This is a genomic window from Micromonospora carbonacea (assembly GCF_014205165.1).
GTDB lineage: Bacteria > Actinomycetota > Actinomycetes > Mycobacteriales > Micromonosporaceae > Micromonospora > Micromonospora carbonacea.
This window is the reverse complement of record NZ_JACHMZ010000001.1, coordinates 1,501,747-1,520,509: the sequence shown is the minus strand read 5'-3', so window position 1 is coordinate 1,520,509 and position 18,763 is coordinate 1,501,747. Positions and strand designations below refer to the sequence as shown.

Here is an 18,763-nt window from a genome sequence, read left to right as displayed (position 1 = left end):
GGTAGCGGTCCGTCCCCACAGGCGGACGGCGGATGCCCGAATTGCGGGACGCGCACCGCCCTCGGCGGGAGGCGTAACAGTGGTGTAACTTACTGTCAGTAGGAATACCGCTGTACGTCACTTCCCGCACTGGCTGCCCGGTTGTTCCTTGCTCGCGGTGGTCGGTCTCTGCTGATCGGAATGCCCGAGATGCGACAGAGTTCCCTCGTGGTGGTGGCCAACCGCCTGCCCATCGACGACAGTGTGGCGCCCGACGGCGCCTGTGAATGGCGACGCAGTCCCGGCGGGCTGGTGAGCGCCCTGCATCCCCTGCTCCGGCACACGCCGGCCACCTGGGTCGGCTGGGCCGGCGGCACCGGGCCGGCGCCGAGCCTGCCCGACATCGGCAGCGTGCGGATGCGCACCGTGCCGCTGAGCAGCGAGGACTTCCGCGACCACTACGAGGGCTTCGCCAACTCGACCCTGTGGCCGCTCTATCACGACGCGGTGGAGCAGCCGGAATACCACCGCCGCTGGTGGGAGGCGTACCAGCGGGTCAACCAGCGGTTCGCCGAGGCGACCGCCGAGGCGGCCGAGCAGGGCGCGGTGGTCTGGATCCAGGACTACCACCTGCAACTGGTGCCCGGCCTGCTGCGGGAGCTGCGTCCCGACCTGCGGATCGGCTTCTTCCTGCACGTGCCGTTCCCCCCGCCGGAGCTGTTCATGCAGCTCCCCCGCCGGGCCGAGCTGCTGCGCGGCATGCTCGGCGCCGACCTGATCGGCTTCCAGCGCGCCCAGGCCGCGCACAACTTCGCCCAGCTCGTCGCCAAGGTGCTGGAGCTGCCGGCGACGGACCGGCGCGTCGGTGTCGACGACCGGGTGGTCCGCATCGGGGCGTTCCCGGTCTCGATCGACACCGCCGAGATGGCCGCCCTCGCGGGCCGCCCCGACGTGGCGGCCCGGGCCCAGCGGCTGCGCCACGACCTCGGCGACCCCGGCCACGTCATCCTCAGCGTCGACCGGATGGACTACACCAAGGGCATCGAGCAGCGCCTCAAGGCCTACAGCGAGCTGCTGGCCAGCGGGCACGTCAAGGTGCGCGACACGGTGCTGGTGCAGGTGGCGGTGCCCAGCCGGGAACGGGTCACGCAGTACCAGATCCTGCGCGACCGGGTCGAGCGCGAGGTGGGGCGGATCAACGGCGAGTTCGGCCGGGTCGGCGAGCCCGCCATCCACTACCTCACCCAGCCGTTCGACCGGGCCGAGCTGGCGGCGCTCTACCGGGTCGCCGACGTGATGGCGGTGACCCCGCTGCGCGACGGGATGAACCTGGTCGCCAAGGAGTACGTGGCGGCCCGGGTCGACGACACGGGTGCGCTGCTGCTCAGCGAGTTCGCCGGGGCGGCGGCCGAGCTGCCGCAGGCGTACCTGGTCAACCCGCACGACCTGGAGGGGCTCAAGCAGGGGCTGCTCTCGGCGCTCGAGGCCGACCCGGCCGACGTCACGCCGCGGATGCGGGCGATGCGCGAACACCTGCACCGCAACGACATCCGGGCGTGGGCCCGCTCCTACCTCAGCGCCCTCGACGACGGCGGGTCGCTGCTGACCCACCTCGCCCCCACCGGCTGACCGGGCGTTCCGCCCCGCCCGGCCGCCGCTGCTGGCGCGCCCCGGTCGACGGGTCGCGCCGGCAGCGGGTCAGGCCGGCGGGTGTTCCTTCTCCAGCCAGTCCAGGATCGCGTCGATCGGCTCCCGCCAGCGGACGTCGAGCATCAGGTCGTGCCCCATGCCGGGGAAGAGCAGCGGCGCGCCGCCGTGCAGCCGGGCGGCCCGGGTCAGCGCGGCCGGCGGGACCACCCGGTCGTCGGGGCTGCCCAGGACCAGCACGGGCGGGTCGCCCACGGCCGGCTCCGGGTCGCGGTGGGTGAGCAGCTGCCACTGGGCGCGCCGGCCGGCGCGCCCGAGGCGGGCGGCGTACCGGCGGGCGTCGGCGTCGGGCAGCTCGCGGCTGAACAGCTGCCGTCGGCTCAGCCGCAGGCCCGCGCCGACGAACGCGGGCAGGGTGCCGCCGGGGTTGCGGCGCAGCGCCGTGCCGAGCGTCGCCCAGTCGCCGAGCACCGGGGCCACCAGCACCGCCGCCCGCGCCGGATAGCGGGCCAGGGCGTGCCGCACCACCAGGGCCCCGGCGCCGTGCCCCACCAGCACCGCCTGGCGCGGCAGGCCCGCCGCCACCTGCGTCACGTCGTGGGTGTACGCCCGCAGCGTCGCCTCCGGCGCCGGCTCGCTGCCGCCGTGCCCGCGCAGGCTCAGCGCGTACGCCGGGAAGCCGCGACCGGCGACGTGGCCCAGCCAGTGCTCGGCGAACGCCCACGCGCCGTGGCCGAAGCCGGGCACGAACAGCAGCGGCGGGCGGCCCTGCTCGACCTCGGGGAGCGCGCTGAGCACCTCGCGGCGGGCCGGGCGGACGGGCCGGGCCCACTCCCGGCCGCGCATGATCCGGACCCGCTGCTGCTGGCTCACTTCTCCTCCAGCTCGTGCATGGCGCGCTGGATGGCGCGCAGGTAGTCGGCGTGGCCCACCTCGAACCAGTGCCGGCTGCTGTCCTTGACCTTCCCCGAGTAGCGCTCGCCGGCCCCGGCGGTGACCCGCTGCGCGAACGCGGCGGCCCGCTCCGGCCGGCGCACGCGCAGGGCGAGCAGCCGGGCGAACAGGACGGTCTGCCAGTGCGACAGGGTGAAGACGCCCGAGTCGGGCTGGACCAGGCCGGCGACGGCGAGGGTCGGGTGGCCGGGGACGAGCGCGTTGAGCCACAGCCGGGGCCGCCCCGACCCGTCGGCGCCGAGCACCCGGGGGTCGAGGAACTCGAAGCGCGGCAGGTAGCCGGTGGCGAAGACGACCAGCTCCGGGTCGATCTCGCGGCCGTCGGTGAGCTCGACGGCCTTGGCGTGGAACCGGGCCACGTCCGGCACGGGGGTGATCTGGCCGTGGCCGACGTGGTAGACGAGCTGGCTGTTGGCGATGGGGTGGGTCTCGTAGACCCGGTGGTCGGGCTTGGGCAGGCCGAACCGGGTCAGGTCGCCGACGGTGAGCCGCAGCGTCCAGTGGTAGAGCCACTGCCGCACGCGCAGCGGCACCCGCAGGGCGAGCAGGGTGTCGTTGACCTGGTCGGCGGGACGGCCGAGGACGTACTTGGGGGCGTACCAGTAGCCGCGGCGGGTGGAGTGCCAGCAGTGGGACGCCTGCTGGGCCGCCTCGACGGCGATGTCGCAGCCGGTGTTGCCGGCACCGACGACCAGCACCCGCTTGCCGCGCAGCTGCGCCGGGTCCTTGTACGACGAGGCGTGCATGATCTCGCCCCGGAACTCCTCCAGCCCCTCGTAGCGGGGCAGCTTCGGCGACCAGTTGTGACCGTTGGCGACGACCACGGCGGCGTACCGGGAGGTGCGCTCGGGGCCGTAGCCGCCGGTGCTGCGGGTGGTGACGTCCCAGCGGTCGCCGTCGACCGGCTCGACCCGGATGACCTCGGTGCCGAACCAGATGTGCTGGCGCAGGTCGAAGTGGTCGGCGTAGCGCTCGAAGTAGGTGAGCACCTGGCTGTGGTGCGGGTAGTCCGGCCAGTCGTCCGGCATCGGGAAGTCGGGGAACTGGGTGAACGGCCGCGACGAGATCAGGTGGGTGCTGGCGTAGACGGGGCTGCGGTCGTGCCGCCAGTTCCACGCGCCGCCGACGCCGGTCTCCCGCTCGTAGCAGTCGACGCCGAAGCCGTGCTCGCGCAGGTTCTTCACGGCGGTGAGGCCGCTGGCCCCGGCCCCGATGACGCAGACCGTCTCGCCTCGGTCGGAGACCGGTCGGGCGTCCCGGGGCGGGGCGAGCGTCGTCGCGTCCGGCTCGGGACGGCCGGGGTCGGTGGAGGGGGACACCGGATTCTCCTTTGTGCGGCACGAGTGCCGGGTCGCTGCGAAATCCTTCCGGTAACCCGACCGGTTTGTCCAGTCCTTGTGGACGGTGGGTCGCGCGCCGCGTCAGCCGGCGGCGGGCAGCAGCAGGTCGACCACGACGGGGAAGTGGTCGCTGGCCCGGCGGGCCTGCGGCGTGTCGACCACGTCGTAGTCGACGACGGTGATCCGGGGGTCGACGAAGACGGCGTCGATGCGGCGGCGCGGGTCGGCGCACGAGTAGGTGAGCCGGTCGGCGCGGTCGGCCGCGACCGCCGCGTCGGTCAGCCCCGCGCCGACGGTCGCCCAGGCCGGGCCGTCCGGGCCCTCGTTGAGGTCGGCGGCGGCGACCACGGGCAGGTCGGCGGCGGCCAGCTCCCGCTTGAACGCCGCCGCCTGCGCGGGGCGCTCGGCCGGGTCGGTGGACAGGTGCGAGCCGGCCAGCAGGAACCGGGTGCCGCCGACGCGGCATTCGGCGTACGCCGCCCCGCGCATGTGCCGGCCCGGGGTCAGCGGGTAGCGCTGGCAGCGGGTGTCGGCCACCCGCACCCGCAGGCTGGTCAGCAGCAGGTTGCCCAGCGACGGCAGGCCGCCGGCGGCGACGACCAGCCCGAACGACTCGGCCAGCGACGCGCACTTCTGCCGCCACCGGAACCGCCGGGGCGCCTCCTGCACGATCACCACGTCGGGGGCGGCCGCGCGGACCACCGCCGCCAGCGCGGCCTGGTCGTCGCGCTGGCTGTGCACGTTGTACGACACGACGCGCAGCGGCACGCCGCCCGGGGTGTCGGCCACCCGGCCCGTCTCGGTCATCCCGGCCCCCTACAGCCGGCGGGCCAGGTCGGCGGCGCCGATCACGCCGGCGGTGTTGCCCAGCTCGGCGGGGAGCACCTCGGCGACGGGGAGCCGGCTGCGCTGGGCCAACGCGTCGGTGAAGGAGCGCCGGGTCGGGCCGAGCAGCAGGTCGCCCGCCTCGACGACGCCGCCGCCGACGACGAGGACCTGCGGGTCGAGGATCTGCGCCATGTCGGCGAGGCTGGTGCCGAGCCAGCGCCCGACCTGCGCGAACGCCTCGGCGGAGACGGGGTCGCCGCCCTGGGCGGCGGCGGTCACCATCGGGCCGGTGACCGCCTCGGCCTCGCCGCCGGCCAGCTCCAGCAGGGCGACGGCCCGGTGCGGCTCCTGGCGGGCGGCCGCGCGGGCGAAGCGCACCAGGGCGCTGCCGCTGGCGTACTGCTCGATGCAGCCGAGCCGGCCGCAGCCGCACTGGTGTCCGTCGGGGACGGTGAGCATGTGGCCCAGCTCGGCGGCGATGCCGTGGGCGCCGCGCACCAGCTCGCCGCCGAGCACGATGCCGCCGCCGACGCCGGTGCCGATGGTGAACATGACCATGGAGTCGTCGGCGTGCCGGGCCGCGCCGTAGCGGAACTCGGCCCAGGCGGCGACGTTCCCGTCGTTCTCGACGATCACCGGCAGGCCGGTGGCCCGGCTGACGTACTCGCGCAGGGGCTCGTCGCGCCAGGCCAGGTTGGGCGCGAAGAGGACGGTGGAGCGGGTGGCGTCGATCCAGCCGGCCGCGCCGATGCCGACGGCGTCGATCTGCCGGCCGGCGGAGAGTTCGCTGACCACCTCGATGATGACGTCGCGGGTCTTGCCCACGTTGTCGGCGGGGGTGTCCCGTCGGGCCTGCACGAGTACGTTGCCGGTGTCGTCGACGACACCGCCGGCCACCTTCGTGCCACCGACGTCGACTCCGATGGTCAGCGTCACCGCTGCCACTCCCCTCTGCTGTGCTGCCCGGCACCGGCACGGCGGTCCGCCGTGCCGGTGGGACGGGATGTCCGGTGGTCAGGCCCCGTCGCCTGGTGCGTCCCCTCCCGCGCCACCGGGGGCCCGCGACGCGGGCACCACGGGTCGGCCGGCCGGCGGCCGGGGAGCCCCCGGCACGTCCGGCCCGGCGTCGTCGGCGGGCGGCACGGCGGCGGCCGGAACGCCCGGACCCTCCCCTCGGGTCGCGGCGGACCACACGTCCTCATCCGGCGCCGGGTGAGAATCATGCCCGGTGCGGGTGGCCTCGCGCCACACATGATCGCCCGATGCCTGGTCAGCCGCCGGTCGGGGCGACGGCGCGGCGGTGTCGGCGGCCGGTGTGCCACCGGCGGCCGGCTCGTCGGCCGACGCGAACGCGCGCAGCAGGCTGGCCACCCCGGCGGCCAGATCGCCGGCCCCCGTGGCGAGCCGCTCGGCGAATTCCGGACTCGGGTCGCGCAACGCCGCGATACCGCGGCAGAGCGGACAGATGCAGCATTCGGCCGCACCGGTGGCGAAACCGCCGTGCCCGCCGCCGGCCGGCCGGGCCGCCGTGGAGCCGCCCCCGCTGTGACCGAGGACACTGGACACGATCCCACCGAGCGGACCCCACGGCCCCGCCCCGGAGCCGCCGCCCGATCCGGCGCCCGCGGCGGCCAGCCTCGCCGCCGCGAGGACCGTGGCGACCAGCCGCTCCGCCTCTTCCCGGGCCGAGCCCGGATCCGTACCCCCCATGGTCGGCTCCTCTACCGTGCCGGGCGCGCCGCAGCCGGTCGCGTCACCGCGCCGCACCGGTGTCTTCTACCCGGCGCTTGAGCTGCTTCAACGCCGCATCCATGATCATTTTCTCGGCCTTGCGGCGAAACATGCCGAGCATGCCCACGGAAAGCTCCACCTCCAGGGTGTAGGTCACCGTGGTCGTGCCGTCGGGGTTGCCGACGAGGTCGTACGACCCGCGCTGGGAGCGCTGCATCTTCGAGGGCGCCACCAGGTGCCACTCGATCCGGGAGATGTCCTCGGCGTACTCGTAGGCCAGCACGTACTCGTCGGCCAGCACCCCGGCGTCGAGGGTGAAGCGGACCTGGCTGGCGTAGCCGTCCTCGTATTCCTCCACGACCTCGGTCCGGCGCACCGCGTCGGTCCATTCGGGGTAACGCGCGAAGTCGCAGATGACCGCCGCCACCCGCTCCGGTGACGCGCCCACGACGATCGACTGGGTGGAGGAGTCCGCCATGGGGGGAGGCTACCCGGCAACCTGCCTGGCGCACCCACCTGGTCGGGCGGGTAGGTTTCGACAGAGCCGACCCCTCCGGGGCCCCGGCCCGCCCGGCCAGTGCGAGCACGAGGGAGTGCAGGTGCGCGAGTTCTCCGTCCCGCCGATCGTCACCGTCGGCGACTCGGCCAGCCTCACCGACCCGGTCTGGGACAATGCCGAGACCGCCCCGGACGCCGTCCAGTTCGCCCGCCCCGCCGTCGCGCCCGCCACCGGCTGGGTCGAGGTGACCTGCCGGCAGTTCCGCGACGAGGTGGTCGCGGTGGCCCGGGGCCTGGTCGCCGCCGGCATCTCCCCCGGCGACCGGGTCGGCCTGATGAGCCGCACCCGCTACGAGTGGACCCTGTTCGACTACGCCATCTGGGCGGCCGGCGCGGTCACCGTGCCGATCTACGAGACGTCCAGCGCCGAGCAGGCCGCCTGGATCCTGGCCGACTCCGGCGCGGTCGCCGCCGTGGTCGAGACGACCGCCCACGCCACCCTCGTCGAGGGCGTCCGCGACCGGCTCACCGAGCTGGCCCACCTGTGGCAGATCGAGCTGGGCGCGGTCGACGAGCTGGTCGCCGCCGGGGCCGCGGTCGACCCGGTCGAGGTCGACCGGCGGCGCACGGCGGTCAAGGCCGACGACGTCGCCACCATCATCTACACCAGCGGCACCACCGGCCGCCCCAAGGGCTGCGTGCTGACCCACCGCAACATGTACGCCGACATCGCCAACGCCGTGCCGGTGCTGCCCAACCTCTTCCTGCGTCCGGGCGCGTCGACCCTGCTGTTCCTCCCCCTCGCGCACGCCTTCGCCCGGCTCATCCAGATCGGCGTGGTGCAGGCGCGGGCCACCATGGCGCACTGCGCCGACACCAGGAACCTGGTCGCCGAGCTCCAGGAGTTCCGGCCGACCTTCGTGCTGTCGGTGCCCCGGGTCTTCGAGAAGGTCTACAACGGGGCCCGGCAGAAGGCCGAGGCCGACGGCAAGGGCAAGATCTTCGACCGGGCCGAGCAGGTCGCGGTGGCCTTCAGCGAGGCGCTGGAGTCGCCGAACGGGCCGGGTGTGGCGCTGCGCGTCCAGCACGCGGTCTTCGACAAGCTGGTCTACCGCAAGCTGCGGGCGGCCCTCGGCGGCCGGTGCCGCGACGCGATCTCCGGCGGCGCGCCGCTCGGGGCCCGGCTCGGGCACTTCTTCCGGGGCATCGGGGTGACCATCTGCGAGGGGTACGGGCTGACCGAGACCTCCCCCGCCGCCGCCGCGAACCTGCCCGGCGCGACGCGGATCGGCACCGTCGGCCGGCCGCTGCCCGGCGTGACCATCCGGATCGCCGACGACGGCGAGATCCTGATCTCCGGCGACCTGATCTTCCAGGGCTACTGGCGCAACGAGGAGGCCACCGCCGAGGCGCTCAGCGCCGACGGCTGGTTCCGCACCGGCGACCTCGGCCAGCTCGACGCCGACGGCTTCCTGAGCATCACCGGCCGCAAGAAGGAGATCATCGTGACGGCCGGCGGCAAGAACGTCGCCCCGGCGGTGCTGGAGGACCAGGTCCGGGCGCACCCGCTGATCAGCCAGTGCGTCGTCGTCGGCGACCGGCAGCCGTTCATCGCCGCGCTGGTCACCATCGACGAGGAGGCGCTGCCGAAGTGGCTGGCCGCCCACGGCCGCCCCGAGGGCACCGGCGTCGACGAGCTGCGCGACGACGAGGCGCTGCGCGCCGAGGTGCAGGGCGCGGTCGACCAGGCCAACCAGTCCGTCTCCAAGGCCGAGGCGATCAAGGTGTTCCGGATCCTGCCGCGCGACTTCACCGAGGCCACCGGGGAGCTCACCCCGTCGCTGAAGGTCAAGCGGCAGGTCGTGCACAGCACGTACGCGGCGGAGATCGCCGAGATCTACCGGCGCTGACTACGATCCGTCACGTGCCCGACTCCTCGACACCCGCCCGGCCGCCGACGCAGCCGCTCGCCACCGCCGCCCGCGTGGTGATGCTCGTGCTGGTCGCCGTCCTCACCCTCTTCGCCACCCACGACGCCGGTCAGCTCTGGTGGATCGCGCTGCTCGGCGCCGCCGGGCTGCCCGCCGCGCTCGCCCCCCAGCACCGGCTGCTCGGCCCGCTCAGCCGCTTCGCCGAGGTGGTGGTGCTGGGGCTGGCCGCGAGCCAGGTCGCCGCGGTGACCACCCTCAACGGCACGATCGGCGGCCTCGGCGCGTCGGCCGTGCTGCCGTACCTCGCCGTCCCGGTGACGGTGACCGCGCTGCGCCGCCGGTTCCGCGAGGGCGCGGCGCTGCTCGCCGTCACCGCCGCCACCCTGGTGACCAGCGCCGCCCTCACCCAGGTCGACGGCGGACGGCAGCTCGGCCAGCCGGGCTACCTGGCGGTCTGCGCCCAGTGGCTGATCCTCGCCGGCCTGGGCCTCTACACCGCCGGCACCCTGCACCGGGTGATCCGGGTCCGCAGCGAGGGCAAGCCCCAGCCGTACGCGGAGGCGACCCGGCTGCTGACCCAGCTGCGCACGGTGGCCCGGCAGCTTCCGGGGGCGACCCTCGACCCGGGCGGCATCTCCGAGCACCTGCTGGAGGAGCTGCGCACCGTGGCCCGGGCCGAGCGGGCGGCGGTGCTCTCCGCCAGCGGCGGCGGCCGGCTGGTGGTGCTCGCCCAGGTGGGCGTGGACCGGGTCGACTGGGAGACCACGCTCGACGCCGACTCGGCGATCGCCGACGCCTGGGCCAGCCAGCAGCCGCAGACCGCCAGCCGCTCGCAGGCCCGCTCGCACACCGGCGGCGACGTCTCGGCGCTGATCGTGCCGCTGGTCGCCGGGGTCCGCACGGTCGGCATGCTGGTGATGGAGGCGGACGTCGCGCAGGCGTACCCGCCGCCGGTGGTGTCCCGGGTGACCGCGCTGACCCGCCCGGCGGCGCTGCGGCTGGAGGCCGCGCTCCTGTTCGACGAGGTGCGTTCGCTGGCCACCAACGAGGAGCGGCAGCGGCTGGCCCGGGAGATCCACGACGGGGTCGCCCAGGAGCTGGTCATGGTCGGGTACGGCATCGACAACGCCCTGGCGTACGTGGAGGAGGACCCGAAGGAGACGGCCGAGGCGCTGCGCACCCTGCGCGGCGAGGTGACCCGGGTCATCACCGAGCTGCGGCTGAGCCTGTTCGAGCTGCGCAGCGAGGTGGACCGGCACGGCGGCCTGGCCGCCGCCATCGCCGAGTACGCGCGCACCGTCGGGGCGTCCGGCGGGCTGCGGGTGCACCTGTCGCTGGACGAGTCCACCGCGCGGCTGCCCGCCGCGACCGAGGCCGAGCTGCTGCGCATCGCGCAGGAGGCGGTCACCAACGCCCGCAAGCACGCCGGGGCCGCAAATCTGTGGGTCACCTGCGAGGTGGACCCCCCGTACGCGCAAATTGAAGTGTCGGATGACGGTCAGGGCATCGCTGACCAGCGCACGGACGGTCACTACGGGCTTGCGATCATGGCCGAGAGAGCGGAACGTATCCGGGGCCGATTGGAGATCAGGCCGCGCCAGCCCAGTGGCACGACCGTGGCGGTGGTGCTCGGTTCGTCGCCCCGGCGCGATAGGGTGCGCGGCAAGGCGGCAGCAGCAGAAGGGGAGTAACCCGAGGATGACCACAAGCCCGACACCGGCGACCCGCACCAAGGTCCTCCTTGTCGACGATCACGATCTGATCCGCAAGGGGCTGCGGCACGCCTTCGAGCGGGACCGGCAGTTCGAGGTCGTCGGTGAGGCCGCCACGGCGGCGGAGGGGGTCCGGCAGGCCGGCGCCCTCCAGCCCGACGTGGTGATCATGGACCTTCGGCTTCCCGACGGCAGTGGCCTGGAGGCCACCCGCGCGCTCCGCAAGTCCAGCGCGTCGATGGGCATCGTCGTGCTCACCATGTACGCGGGCGACGACCAGCTCTTCGGCGCGCTGGAGGCCGGTGCGAGCGCGTTCGTGCCGAAGACGGCCCCGGCTGACGAGGTCGTGGCCGCCGCCCGGCACGCCGCCTCCTCGCCGAGCGCGTTCACGGCCGCCGACCTGGCCGAGGCGATGAAGCGGCGGCTCGCGCCGTCCGGCCCGCAGCTCTCCCCCCGCGAGGGTCAGGTGCTGCGGCTGCTCGCCGACGGGATGAGCGTGGCCGGCATCGCCAAGCAGCTCTTCGTCAGCGAGTCGACGGCCAAGACCCACATCTCGAAGCTCTACGAGAAGCTGGGCGCGGCCAACCGGGCGCAGGCGCTGATGACGGCCCTGCGGCTCGGCCTGCTCGAAGCCCCCGACGCTCCGAAGTTCTGACGCCGTCCCGCCGGCCGGCGGCCACCGGCCGGGGGGCTTGCGCGACGGCCGGCGGGTCCGGTCAACGGGACCCTCCGGCCGGGCAGACGGGGCGACGGCGGCCCTCTCTGGTCACCTGCCCCGCAGGCGGGGCAGAATACGCGGGTGACCCGCGCGGGCGGCGTGTCCCGCGTCGTTGACAAAAGGGGTAGGGCATGCAGCGGCCGGACTGGGCACCCGACACGATCGACATCGAGCGTCCCAGCGTGGCCCGCATGTACGACTACTATCTCGGCGGCTCGCACAACTTCGCCGCCGACCGGGCCGCCGCGCGGGCGATGGTCGACGCGGTGCCCGAGGCCCCGCTGATGGCCCAGGCCAACCGGGCGTTCCTGCGCCGGGCGGTGCAGTTCCTCACCGAGGCGGGCATCCGCCAGTTCCTCGACATCGGCTCCGGCATCCCGACCGTCGGCAACGTGCACGAGATCGCCCAGCGGATCGCCCCGGAGTCCCGGGTGGTCTACGTCGACGTCGACCCGGTGGCCGTGGCGCACAGCCGGGAGATCCTCAGCGGCAACGACCGGGCGGCCGTCCTCCAGGAGGACCTGCGCCACCCGGAGCGGATCCTGGCCCACCCCGAGGTCACCCGGATGCTCGACTTCTCCCAGCCGGTCGCGGTGATGATCGTGGCGGTGCTGCACTTCGTGCCCGACGAGGACCGCCCCGACGAGATCCTGCGGACCCTGCGGGCGGCGCTCGCCCCGGGCAGCTACCTGGTGATGTCCCAGGCCAGCGACGACGACCGGCGCGACACCGGCGAACGCGAGGAGGCCGAGGCGGTCTACCAGCGCACCGACAACCCGCTGGTCATCCGCAGCCGGCGGGAGCTGACCGCCCTCTTCGACGGCTTCCCGCTGGTCGACCCGGGCGTCGTCTGGGTGCCGCAGTGGCGGCCCGAGACCCCGGAGAGCGCCGAGGACGCCGAGAAGGCGGTCTTCATGGGTGGCGTCGGGCGGCTCGGTGGGTGAGCACTCCGACGGCACGTCCGGCCCGTCAGCCCCCGACGGCCACGCCTGCGGTCCGGGGGTTCCCGCCACCTGCCCGAACGTGTTCGCCCGGGCCTGGGCGAAGGCGGTCTCCGGCACCAGCTACCTGCCGATGACGCAGGCCCAGCTGGAGGCGCTGCTGCACCGGCTCACCGGGCGGCTGGCCGAGGCGCTGGTGTCCGAGCCGTTCGACGTGCGGGTCGGCCACCAGGTCGGCGCCGAGCTGGTGGCGGCGCACATCGCCTCCGCCGAGGGCCTGGGCCGGACCATCGAGGTCATCCAGCTCCGGCTGCTGCGCGACCTGGGGCTGGTCACCGAGGACGCCGAGGACCGGATGGCCCGGCTGCTGGCCACCGTGGCGACCGGCTACGCCCGCGCGCTGCGGGACCGGACGCTCGACGAGCAGGAGTCGATCCGCCGGGCCGCGATGGTGGCCCGCGCGGAGGCCGAGCGGGCCCTGCGCGACAGCGAGGCCCGGTTCCGCCACCAGGCCACCCACGACCCGCTGACCGACCTGCCCAACCGCACGCTGTTCACCGAGCGGCTGGCCGCCGCGATCGACTCCCCCGGCCGGGGCGCGGACCGGGTCGGGGTGTGCTTCCTCGACCTGGACCGCTTCAAGGTGGTCAACGACTCCCTCGGCCACCAGGTCGGCGACATGCTGCTGGTGTCGGTGGCCGACCGGCTGCGCCGCGCGCTCGGCGAGCACCTGGTCGCCCGCCTCGGCGGCGACGAGTTCGTCATCCTGGTCGAACGCACGGCGGGCACCGACGACGTGGTGAAGGTGGCCGAGACGGCGCTCGCGGCGGTCAGCGAGCCGGCCCTGGTCGACGGGCACGAGCTGACGGTGTCGGCGAGCATCGGCATCGTCGAGCGCCCCGTGGCCGGCACCACCCCGGTCGACCTGATGCGGGCCGCCGACGCCACGCTGCACTGGGCCAAGGCGGACGGCGGCGCGCGCTGGTCGCTGTTCGACGTCGAGCGCAGCCGCCGCGAGCTGGCCCGGTACGCCCTGTCCGCGGCGATACCGGCGGCCCTCGACCGGGGCGAGTTCCACCTCGACTACCAGCCGCTGACGTCCCTGCGCGACGGCCGGGTGCTCGGCGTGGAGGCGCTGGTCCGCTGGCGGCACCCCGAGCTGGGCAAGCTCTACCCGGGCACGTTCATCGAGCTGGCCGAGGAGACCGGGTTGATCGTGCCGCTGGGCAGCTGGGTGCTCGCCGAGGCGTGCCGGGAGGCGGCGACCTGGTCGTCGTTCGGCGCCGCCGCGCCGTTCGTCAGCGTCAACCTGGCGGTCCGCCAGGTGCACCGTCCCGGGCTGGTGCGGGAGGTGCGCGAGGTGCTCGACCGCACCGGCCTGCCGCCCGAGCGGCTCCAGCTGGAGGTCACCGAGAGCACCATGATGAGCGCGGTGGAGGAGCCGGTGCGCGCCCTGCGGGTGCTGGCCGACATGGGCGTGCGGATCGCCATCGACGACTTCGGCACCGGCTACTGCAACCTGACGTACCTGCGGGACCTGCCGGTGACCGAGCTGAAGGTCGCCGGGGAGTTCGTGGCGGGGCTGCGCGCCCCGGCGGACGACCCGGCGAGCCGCACCGACGAGCGGATCCTCGCCTCCCTGGTCTCGCTGGCGCGCGCGCTGAACCTGACCGTGACGGCCGAGGGGGTCGAGACCGAGGGGCAGGCCGACCGGCTGCGGGCCATCGGCTGCGACGCCGCCCAGGGCTGGCACTTCGGCAAGCCGGAGCCCGCCGCGCGGCTGCTGGAGCGCCTGTCCGCCGCCGGCTGAGGCGGCGCGGTCAGCCGGCGAGGAGGGCGGCCAGCCGGGCGGCCTGGGTCTCCCAGCGCCACTCCCGCTCCACCCACGCCCGGCCCGCCGCGCCGAGCTGCCGGGCCAGGTCCCGGTCGGCGAGCAGGGTGGCCACCCGGTCGGCGAGCTGGGCGACGTCGCGGCCGGGGACCACGTATCCCGTCTCGCCCTCGCGGACGGCGTCCGGCGCGCCGCCGGAGTCGCCGGCCACCACCGGCAGCCCGGTCGCCGACGCCTCCAGGTAGACGATGCCGAGGCCCTCGACGTCGAGGCCCCGGTTGCGGGTGCGGCAGGGCATCGCGTAGACGTCGCCGGCGGCGTAGTGGGCCGGCAGCTCCGCCGTGGGCACCGAGCCGGTGAAGACGACGTCCCGCTCGACGCCGGCCTGCCGGGCCAGCTTCTCCAGGTCGCCCCGGTAGGGGCCGCCGCCGACGACCAGCAGCGCCGCGTCGGGCACCCGGCGGCGGATCTCCGGCAGGGCCCGGATCAGCATGTCCTGGCCCTTGCGCGGCACCAGGCGGGAGACGCAGACCACGACCGGCCGGTCCGCGAGGCCGAGCCGGGCCCGCACCGGCCCGCCGTCGACCTCCGGATGGTACGTGTCGACGTCGACCCCGGGGGCCAGCCGGTGCAGCTCGGTCAGCCCGTGCAGCGCCCGCTCCAGCCGGACCCGGGTGTATTCGCCCAGGTAGGTGACCACGTCCGCGCCGCGGCCGATCCGGCGCAGCGCCGCGCGGGCCACGGGCAGCGCCGCCCACCCCACCTCGTGCCCGTGGGTCAGGGCGACCACCCGGCGGACCCCGGCGCGGCGGCGCAGCCCGGCGGCGAGCAGCCCGAGCGGGGCCGCCGCCCCGAACCAGACGGTGTCGCAGTCGTGCCGGCGGGCCAGCCGGGCGGCCCGGCGGGCGATCAGCGGGGTGGGCAGCAGCACCTTGGTGCGTTCCCGGACCACCTCGAACGGCTGGTCCGCGTCGAACTTCTCGGCCCCCCGCCAGCTGGAGGCGTAGACCACCACGGAGCCGGTGGGCTGGCGCACGGCGAGGTTGTGCACGAAGGACTGGATGCCGCCCGGGCGGGGCGGGAAGTCGTTGGTGATCAGCAGCGTGCGGCTCATCTGCCGGTCTCCCTGGCGTAGGCGCGGGCGGCGGCCATCCGCTCGACCGTGGACGGGTGCGACGCCGAGTAGAGGTATTCCCAGCGGGGCGGGTCGGGGTCGGCCAGGTTCACCCCGGCCAGGCGGCGCTGCATCGCCTCGAAGGTGGCCGGGTCGCCGGTGAGGGCCAGGGCGTGCGCGTCGGCCCGCGCCTCGACCCGGCGGGACACCAGCGCCTGGGCCGGGGCGGTCACCAGGCCCGCCACCGTGACCAGCGCCAGCAGCAGCGGGAACGCGCGCGGCTCGGCGATCGAGTCGACGCCGGCCAGGCGCAGCAGCGGGCCGGCGGAGCCGAGCAGGTAGAGCACGACCACGCCCAGCGCGGCGCCCAGCGCCCCGGTGAGCGTGCCGGTCCAGACGTCGCGGTCCTTAGCGTGCCCCAGCTCGTGCGCGACGACGCTGGTCACCTCGGCCGGGGTCGCCTCGCGCAGCAGCGTGTCGTAGACGACGACCCGGCGGGTCGGCCCGAGCCCGGAGACGTACGCGTTGACGGCGCGGGTGCGTCGGGACGCGTCGGCGACGAGCACGTCGCGCACCGGCACCCCGTCGCGGGCCGCCAGGGCCGTCAGCTCGGTGCGCAGCGGGCCCTGCTCCATCGGGGTGAACCGGTTGAACACCGGCTCCACCAGCACCGGCAGCACGAACGACAGCAGCACCACCAGCCCGGCGGCGCCGGCCGCGCCGAAGGCCCACCACCAGCGCGGGGCGAGCCGGACGACGGTGTAGAAGCCGAGCAGGGCGAGCGCGCCGATCACTGCGCTGACGGCGTACGACTTGAGCAGGTCGGCCGTCCAGCCGCCCCAGCCCTGGGTGCTCAGCCCGTAGCGGGTGAGGACCGTCTGCCGCCAGGCGGCGAACGGCAGGGTGAGCAGGTCGGCGACGAGCAGCACGGCGAGCCCGCCGAGCACGGCCTGGGCGACCCAGTGGCCGCCGAACGGGCGGGCCACCAGCTCCACCAGGCGACCGCCCAGCGGGGTCAGGCCGACCGCCAGGGCCACCAGCAGGCCCACGGCGAGGGCGGCCCAGCCGCCGGGGCGCAGCGCGCCACGGAAGGCGCGGGCCCGGGCGACCTGTTCGGCCGGGAGGTCCCGTAGGGCGGCGAGCTGGTCGGCGCGCGGGGCGGGCGGCCGGTGCCAGGGCACGAGCAGGGCGACGGCGACGAGGAGCGCGACGGTGAGCCCGGCGAGGGTGAGCACCGCCCAGCCGCGCGGCGTCACCGGGCCACCCCGCGCTCGCCTCGTGCGCGCCCCATCCGTCGCTCCTCCCGCCGTGAGCGCTCATCCTATTGCCGGCGGCGGCGGGGCCGACCGGGGTGGTCACGTCGTCATGTCGGGGACATGGCGGTATCGCCATGTCCCCGACCCCGCCATGTCGCCGACATGGCGGGCTCGACCCGGCGGGCGCTACGCGGCGCGGCGGCGGATCGGGCCGGGGCGGGGCACCCATGGCGGGGGCGTGGCCGCGTCGACGTCGGGCAGCACCTCGACGTCGAAGCCGGCGCGGGCGAGCACCTCGATGGCCCGCAGCTCGGCGGGGCCGAGGTCGGCCCCCGGGGCGTCGGCGTCGAGCAGGGCGGTCACCAGGCAGCCGCCGCAACCCGCGCCCCGCACGCGGCACCTGTCGCAGTCGATCAGCATCGTTCCTCCTGAAGCGATGCGTCGGTGGACGGGCCGGGGCGGCGTCGCCACCGCCCGACCACCGTCGGTCACGCCGACACTACGGCCGGGGTACGACAGATTCGGACAACCGGCCCGCTTCCGCCCCAGACCCGAGCAAGGAGCCCGATCGCGCGCACGGCGGTCGGGCGACGACGAGCCGGCAACGGACGGTGCCGCCGGTCAGGACCGGGCGAGGCGACGCAGCAGCGAGTCGGCCCCGAGCGGGTAGGCGCCGTGCCGGCGTACCCCGTCGGCGACCTCGCGGTCGGAGGAGACCACGACGACCGGGCGGCCGGCCGGTTCGGCGCGGACCAGCCGGCGGATCAGCTCGTCGGCGGTCTCCCCCTTGCGGGAGAAGAGCACCCGGACGCCGCGCGGCGTCGGCGGCAGGCCGTGCATCCGCTCGGCGCCGTCGAAGACCACCGTGACCTCGTCCCCGGTCTGCGCCGCGATCCCGCCCAGCCCGGTGATCAGCCGCTTGCGTTGCTGCTCCAGCGACATCTCGCCGAAGCCCCGCTTCGTCACGTTGTAGCCGTCCACCACCAGGTGCGCCTTCGGCAGCGCGAGCAGCTGGTCGAGCCGGGCGGGGTCGTCGGTGTCCCGGGCGCGGGTGGCCGCGCCGGCCGGGGCGGCGTTCGGCTGGTCGGCGAAGGCGTCGGCCACGAAGTCGGCGGGGAACCGGTCGACCGGGTCGAGCGCCAGCTCGCGGCGCAGCCCGACGGCGGCCTGCCCGATCGTCTCCAGCAGCAGCCAGAGCTTCGCGTCGTCGACGGAGCGGGCCTCCTTGGCGCTGGCGCGGGCCACCCCGGCCGCCGCCTCGGCCTCGGCCAGCCGGGCCCGGGCGCGGCGCAGCTCGGCGTCCGCCTCGGTCGCGGCGCGGGTGGCCCGGCCCCGCTCGGTGGCCAGCAGCTCGGCAGCCCGGCGCTCCCGGGCCTGCGCCTCGCGCAGCGTGCGGGCGAGCTGCCGGTTCTCCTCGCGGAGCTGGCCGAGCTCGTCGCGGACCCGGGCCAGCTCGTCGCGGAGCTTGTCGGCCTCGACCCGGGCCACGGCCCGGTCGTGCTCGGCCCGGGTGGCGCGCTGCTCGGCCTCGCGGACCAGCTCGTCGACGACGGCCCGGTCCGCCTCGGCGCGCACCGCCGCGCCGCTGACGTCGATCAACGCCCGCCAGCCCCGGGGCCGGGCGAGGTAGGCCAGGGCGGCGACCTCGACCGGGTCGGCCGCGGCCGGGGCGGTGCCGGCGACCACGGCGGCCCCGAGGTCGCCGGAGTCGGCGAGCACCCGGGCGGTGATCCGTTGCCGGAACAGCGGGTCGGCGGTGAGCTGGGCGGCGATCATCGGCGCGCCCAGCCGCGCCCGCCGGTTGGGCGCGAACTTGGCCACCCGGCGCAGCGGCACGGGCACCTCGTCGCCGGGCAGGACCGGCAGGACGGCGGCGGTGAGCGCGACGATCCGCTGCCGCACGGGCTCCGGCAGCATCGGCTCCGGCTCGGGCTCCGGTTCGGACTCCGAATCTGGCTCGGGCTCGGACTCTGCCCCGGGCTCGGACTCTGCCCCGGGCTCCGGCTCGGCCACCGGGTCCGCCGTCGTCGGCTCGGCCACCGGCCCGAACCCGGCCGCCGTCGTCGGCTCGGGCGCAGCGCTCCCCCGCGCGGCCGGGGCCTCCTCACCGGGGTGGCGCGCAGCGTCGACCGACTCCTCCTGCGGGAGGCTGTCGTCGTGCGGCTCGGTGAGGGGCATGTGGCAAGTCTCCCACCGCGACCGGGCCCACCGCCCGGTGAGTGAGCTGATCTCTCATCCTAGCCCCAGGGGTGGCCCCTGGGACTGTTGTGACACGAGTGTCGG

General features: G+C 75.4%; 16 protein-coding genes. 6 read left to right on the top strand and 10 right to left on the bottom strand.

Annotated elements, in window-relative coordinates; translation table 11 throughout:
• Window positions 1-189 precede the first annotated feature (189 nt).
• Window positions 190-1,608 (top strand): alpha,alpha-trehalose-phosphate synthase (UDP-forming), encoded by a 1,419-nt coding sequence (locus tag HDA31_RS06905; RefSeq protein ID WP_074474968.1) that lies wholly within the window; start codon window positions 190-192, stop codon window positions 1,606-1,608.
• 69 nt (window positions 1,609-1,677) lie between these two features.
• On the opposite strand, the gene HDA31_RS06900 is transcribed toward HDA31_RS06905, so the two are convergent.
• From HDA31_RS06900 to HDA31_RS06875, 6 genes are all read right to left on the bottom strand, one after another.
• Window positions 1,678-2,472 (bottom strand): alpha/beta hydrolase, encoded by a 795-nt coding sequence (locus HDA31_RS06900; protein ID WP_178067688.1) that lies wholly within the window; start codon window positions 2,470-2,472, stop codon window positions 1,678-1,680.
• Between the two features lie 23 nt (window positions 2,473-2,495).
• A complete protein-coding gene (locus tag HDA31_RS06895; RefSeq protein WP_178065882.1) occupies window positions 2,496-3,899 on the bottom strand; it encodes a flavin-containing monooxygenase in 1,404 nt (467 codons plus the stop codon).
• Between the two features lie 102 nt (window positions 3,900-4,001).
• Window positions 4,002-4,727, bottom strand: coding sequence for an endonuclease/exonuclease/phosphatase family protein (locus HDA31_RS06890; protein ID WP_178065883.1), 726 nt, complete (start codon window positions 4,725-4,727; stop codon window positions 4,002-4,004).
• Window positions 4,728-4,736: 9 nt separating this feature from the next.
• The gene (locus HDA31_RS06885; RefSeq protein ID WP_176734855.1) at window positions 4,737-5,693 is read right to left on the bottom strand and encodes an ROK family glucokinase; all 957 of its coding nucleotides are present in this window, start codon (window positions 5,691-5,693) and stop codon (window positions 4,737-4,739) included.
• 69 nt (window positions 5,694-5,762) lie between these two features.
• Entirely contained in the window at window positions 5,763-6,458 is a 696-nt protein-coding gene (locus tag HDA31_RS06880; protein WP_178065884.1) for a hypothetical protein, read from the bottom strand.
• A gap of 43 nt (window positions 6,459-6,501) precedes the next feature.
• A complete protein-coding gene (locus HDA31_RS06875) occupies window positions 6,502-6,957 on the bottom strand; it encodes an SRPBCC family protein (protein ID WP_074474830.1) in 456 nt (151 codons plus the stop codon).
• Window positions 6,958-7,078: 121 nt separating this feature from the next.
• Here HDA31_RS06875 and HDA31_RS06870 point away from each other — a divergent pair, with 121 nt between their 5' ends.
• From HDA31_RS06870 to HDA31_RS06850, 5 genes are all read left to right on the top strand, one after another.
• Entirely contained in the window at window positions 7,079-8,887 is a 1,809-nt protein-coding gene (locus HDA31_RS06870; RefSeq protein WP_178065885.1) for an AMP-dependent synthetase/ligase, read from the top strand.
• Window positions 8,888-8,961: 74 nt separating this feature from the next.
• Complete coding sequence (locus HDA31_RS06865; protein ID WP_178067690.1) at window positions 8,962-10,599, top strand: sensor histidine kinase; 1,638 nt, start codon at window positions 8,962-8,964, stop codon at window positions 10,597-10,599.
• A 7-nt stretch (window positions 10,600-10,606) separates the two neighbouring features.
• On the top strand, window positions 10,607-11,275 hold the full coding sequence (locus tag HDA31_RS06860) for a response regulator transcription factor (protein WP_007072219.1): 669 nt from the start codon (window positions 10,607-10,609) through the stop codon (window positions 11,273-11,275).
• Between the two features lie 194 nt (window positions 11,276-11,469).
• Window positions 11,470-12,282 carry an SAM-dependent methyltransferase gene (locus tag HDA31_RS06855; protein WP_178065886.1) on the top strand — a complete coding sequence of 271 codons (813 nt, stop codon included), beginning with the start codon at window positions 11,470-11,472 and terminating at the stop codon, window positions 12,280-12,282.
• A 130-nt stretch (window positions 12,283-12,412) separates the two neighbouring features.
• Window positions 12,413-14,089: a putative bifunctional diguanylate cyclase/phosphodiesterase gene (locus HDA31_RS06850; protein ID WP_178067692.1), complete on the top strand. Its 1,677-nt coding sequence runs from the start codon at window positions 12,413-12,415 to the stop codon at window positions 14,087-14,089.
• A gap of 10 nt (window positions 14,090-14,099) precedes the next feature.
• Here the strand turns inward: HDA31_RS06850 and HDA31_RS06845 are convergent, their stop codons facing one another.
• The 4 genes from HDA31_RS06845 to HDA31_RS06830 form a co-directional block, all read right to left on the bottom strand.
• Window positions 14,100-15,224: a glycosyltransferase family 4 protein gene (locus HDA31_RS06845; RefSeq protein WP_178065887.1), complete on the bottom strand. Its 1,125-nt coding sequence runs from the start codon at window positions 15,222-15,224 to the stop codon at window positions 14,100-14,102.
• Window positions 15,221-16,480, bottom strand: a complete 1,260-nt coding sequence (locus HDA31_RS06840) for a M48 family metallopeptidase (RefSeq protein ID WP_074474827.1) — start codon at window positions 16,478-16,480, stop codon at window positions 15,221-15,223. The genes HDA31_RS06845 and HDA31_RS06840 overlap by 4 nt, the downstream gene beginning before the upstream one ends.
• 186 nt (window positions 16,481-16,666) lie before the next feature.
• A complete protein-coding gene (locus HDA31_RS06835; protein ID WP_074474826.1) occupies window positions 16,667-16,900 on the bottom strand; it encodes a hypothetical protein in 234 nt (77 codons plus the stop codon).
• A 201-nt stretch (window positions 16,901-17,101) separates the two neighbouring features.
• A complete protein-coding gene (locus HDA31_RS06830; protein WP_178065888.1) occupies window positions 17,102-18,658 on the bottom strand; it encodes an NYN domain-containing protein in 1,557 nt (518 codons plus the stop codon).
• Window positions 18,659-18,763 lie beyond the last annotated feature (105 nt).

Excerpts from the sequence above, each read along its gene's own strand:
- HDA31_RS06905 (WP_074474968.1), top strand. The coding sequence starts at position 190 with ATGCGACAGAGTTCCCTCGTGGTGGTGGCCAACCGCCTGCCCATCGAC.
- HDA31_RS06900 (WP_178067688.1), bottom strand. The coding sequence starts at position 2,472 with ATGCGCGGCCGGGAGTGGGCCCGGCCCGTCCGCCCGGCCCGCCGCGAG.
- HDA31_RS06890 (WP_178065883.1), bottom strand. The coding sequence starts at position 4,727 with ATGACCGAGACGGGCCGGGTGGCCGACACCCCGGGCGGCGTGCCGCTG.
- HDA31_RS06880 (WP_178065884.1), bottom strand. The coding sequence starts at position 6,458 with ATGGGGGGTACGGATCCGGGCTCGGCCCGGGAAGAGGCGGAGCGGCTG.
- HDA31_RS06875 (WP_074474830.1), bottom strand. The coding sequence starts at position 6,957 with ATGGCGGACTCCTCCACCCAGTCGATCGTCGTGGGCGCGTCACCGGAG.
- HDA31_RS06860 (WP_007072219.1), top strand. The coding sequence starts at position 10,607 with ATGACCACAAGCCCGACACCGGCGACCCGCACCAAGGTCCTCCTTGTC.
- HDA31_RS06855 (WP_178065886.1), top strand. The coding sequence starts at position 11,470 with ATGCAGCGGCCGGACTGGGCACCCGACACGATCGACATCGAGCGTCCC.
- HDA31_RS06850 (WP_178067692.1), top strand. The coding sequence starts at position 12,413 with ATGACGCAGGCCCAGCTGGAGGCGCTGCTGCACCGGCTCACCGGGCGG.
- HDA31_RS06845 (WP_178065887.1), bottom strand. The coding sequence starts at position 15,224 with ATGAGCCGCACGCTGCTGATCACCAACGACTTCCCGCCCCGCCCGGGC.
- HDA31_RS06835 (WP_074474826.1), bottom strand. The coding sequence starts at position 16,900 with ATGCTGATCGACTGCGACAGGTGCCGCGTGCGGGGCGCGGGTTGCGGC.
- HDA31_RS06830 (WP_178065888.1), bottom strand. The coding sequence starts at position 18,658 with ATGCCCCTCACCGAGCCGCACGACGACAGCCTCCCGCAGGAGGAGTCG.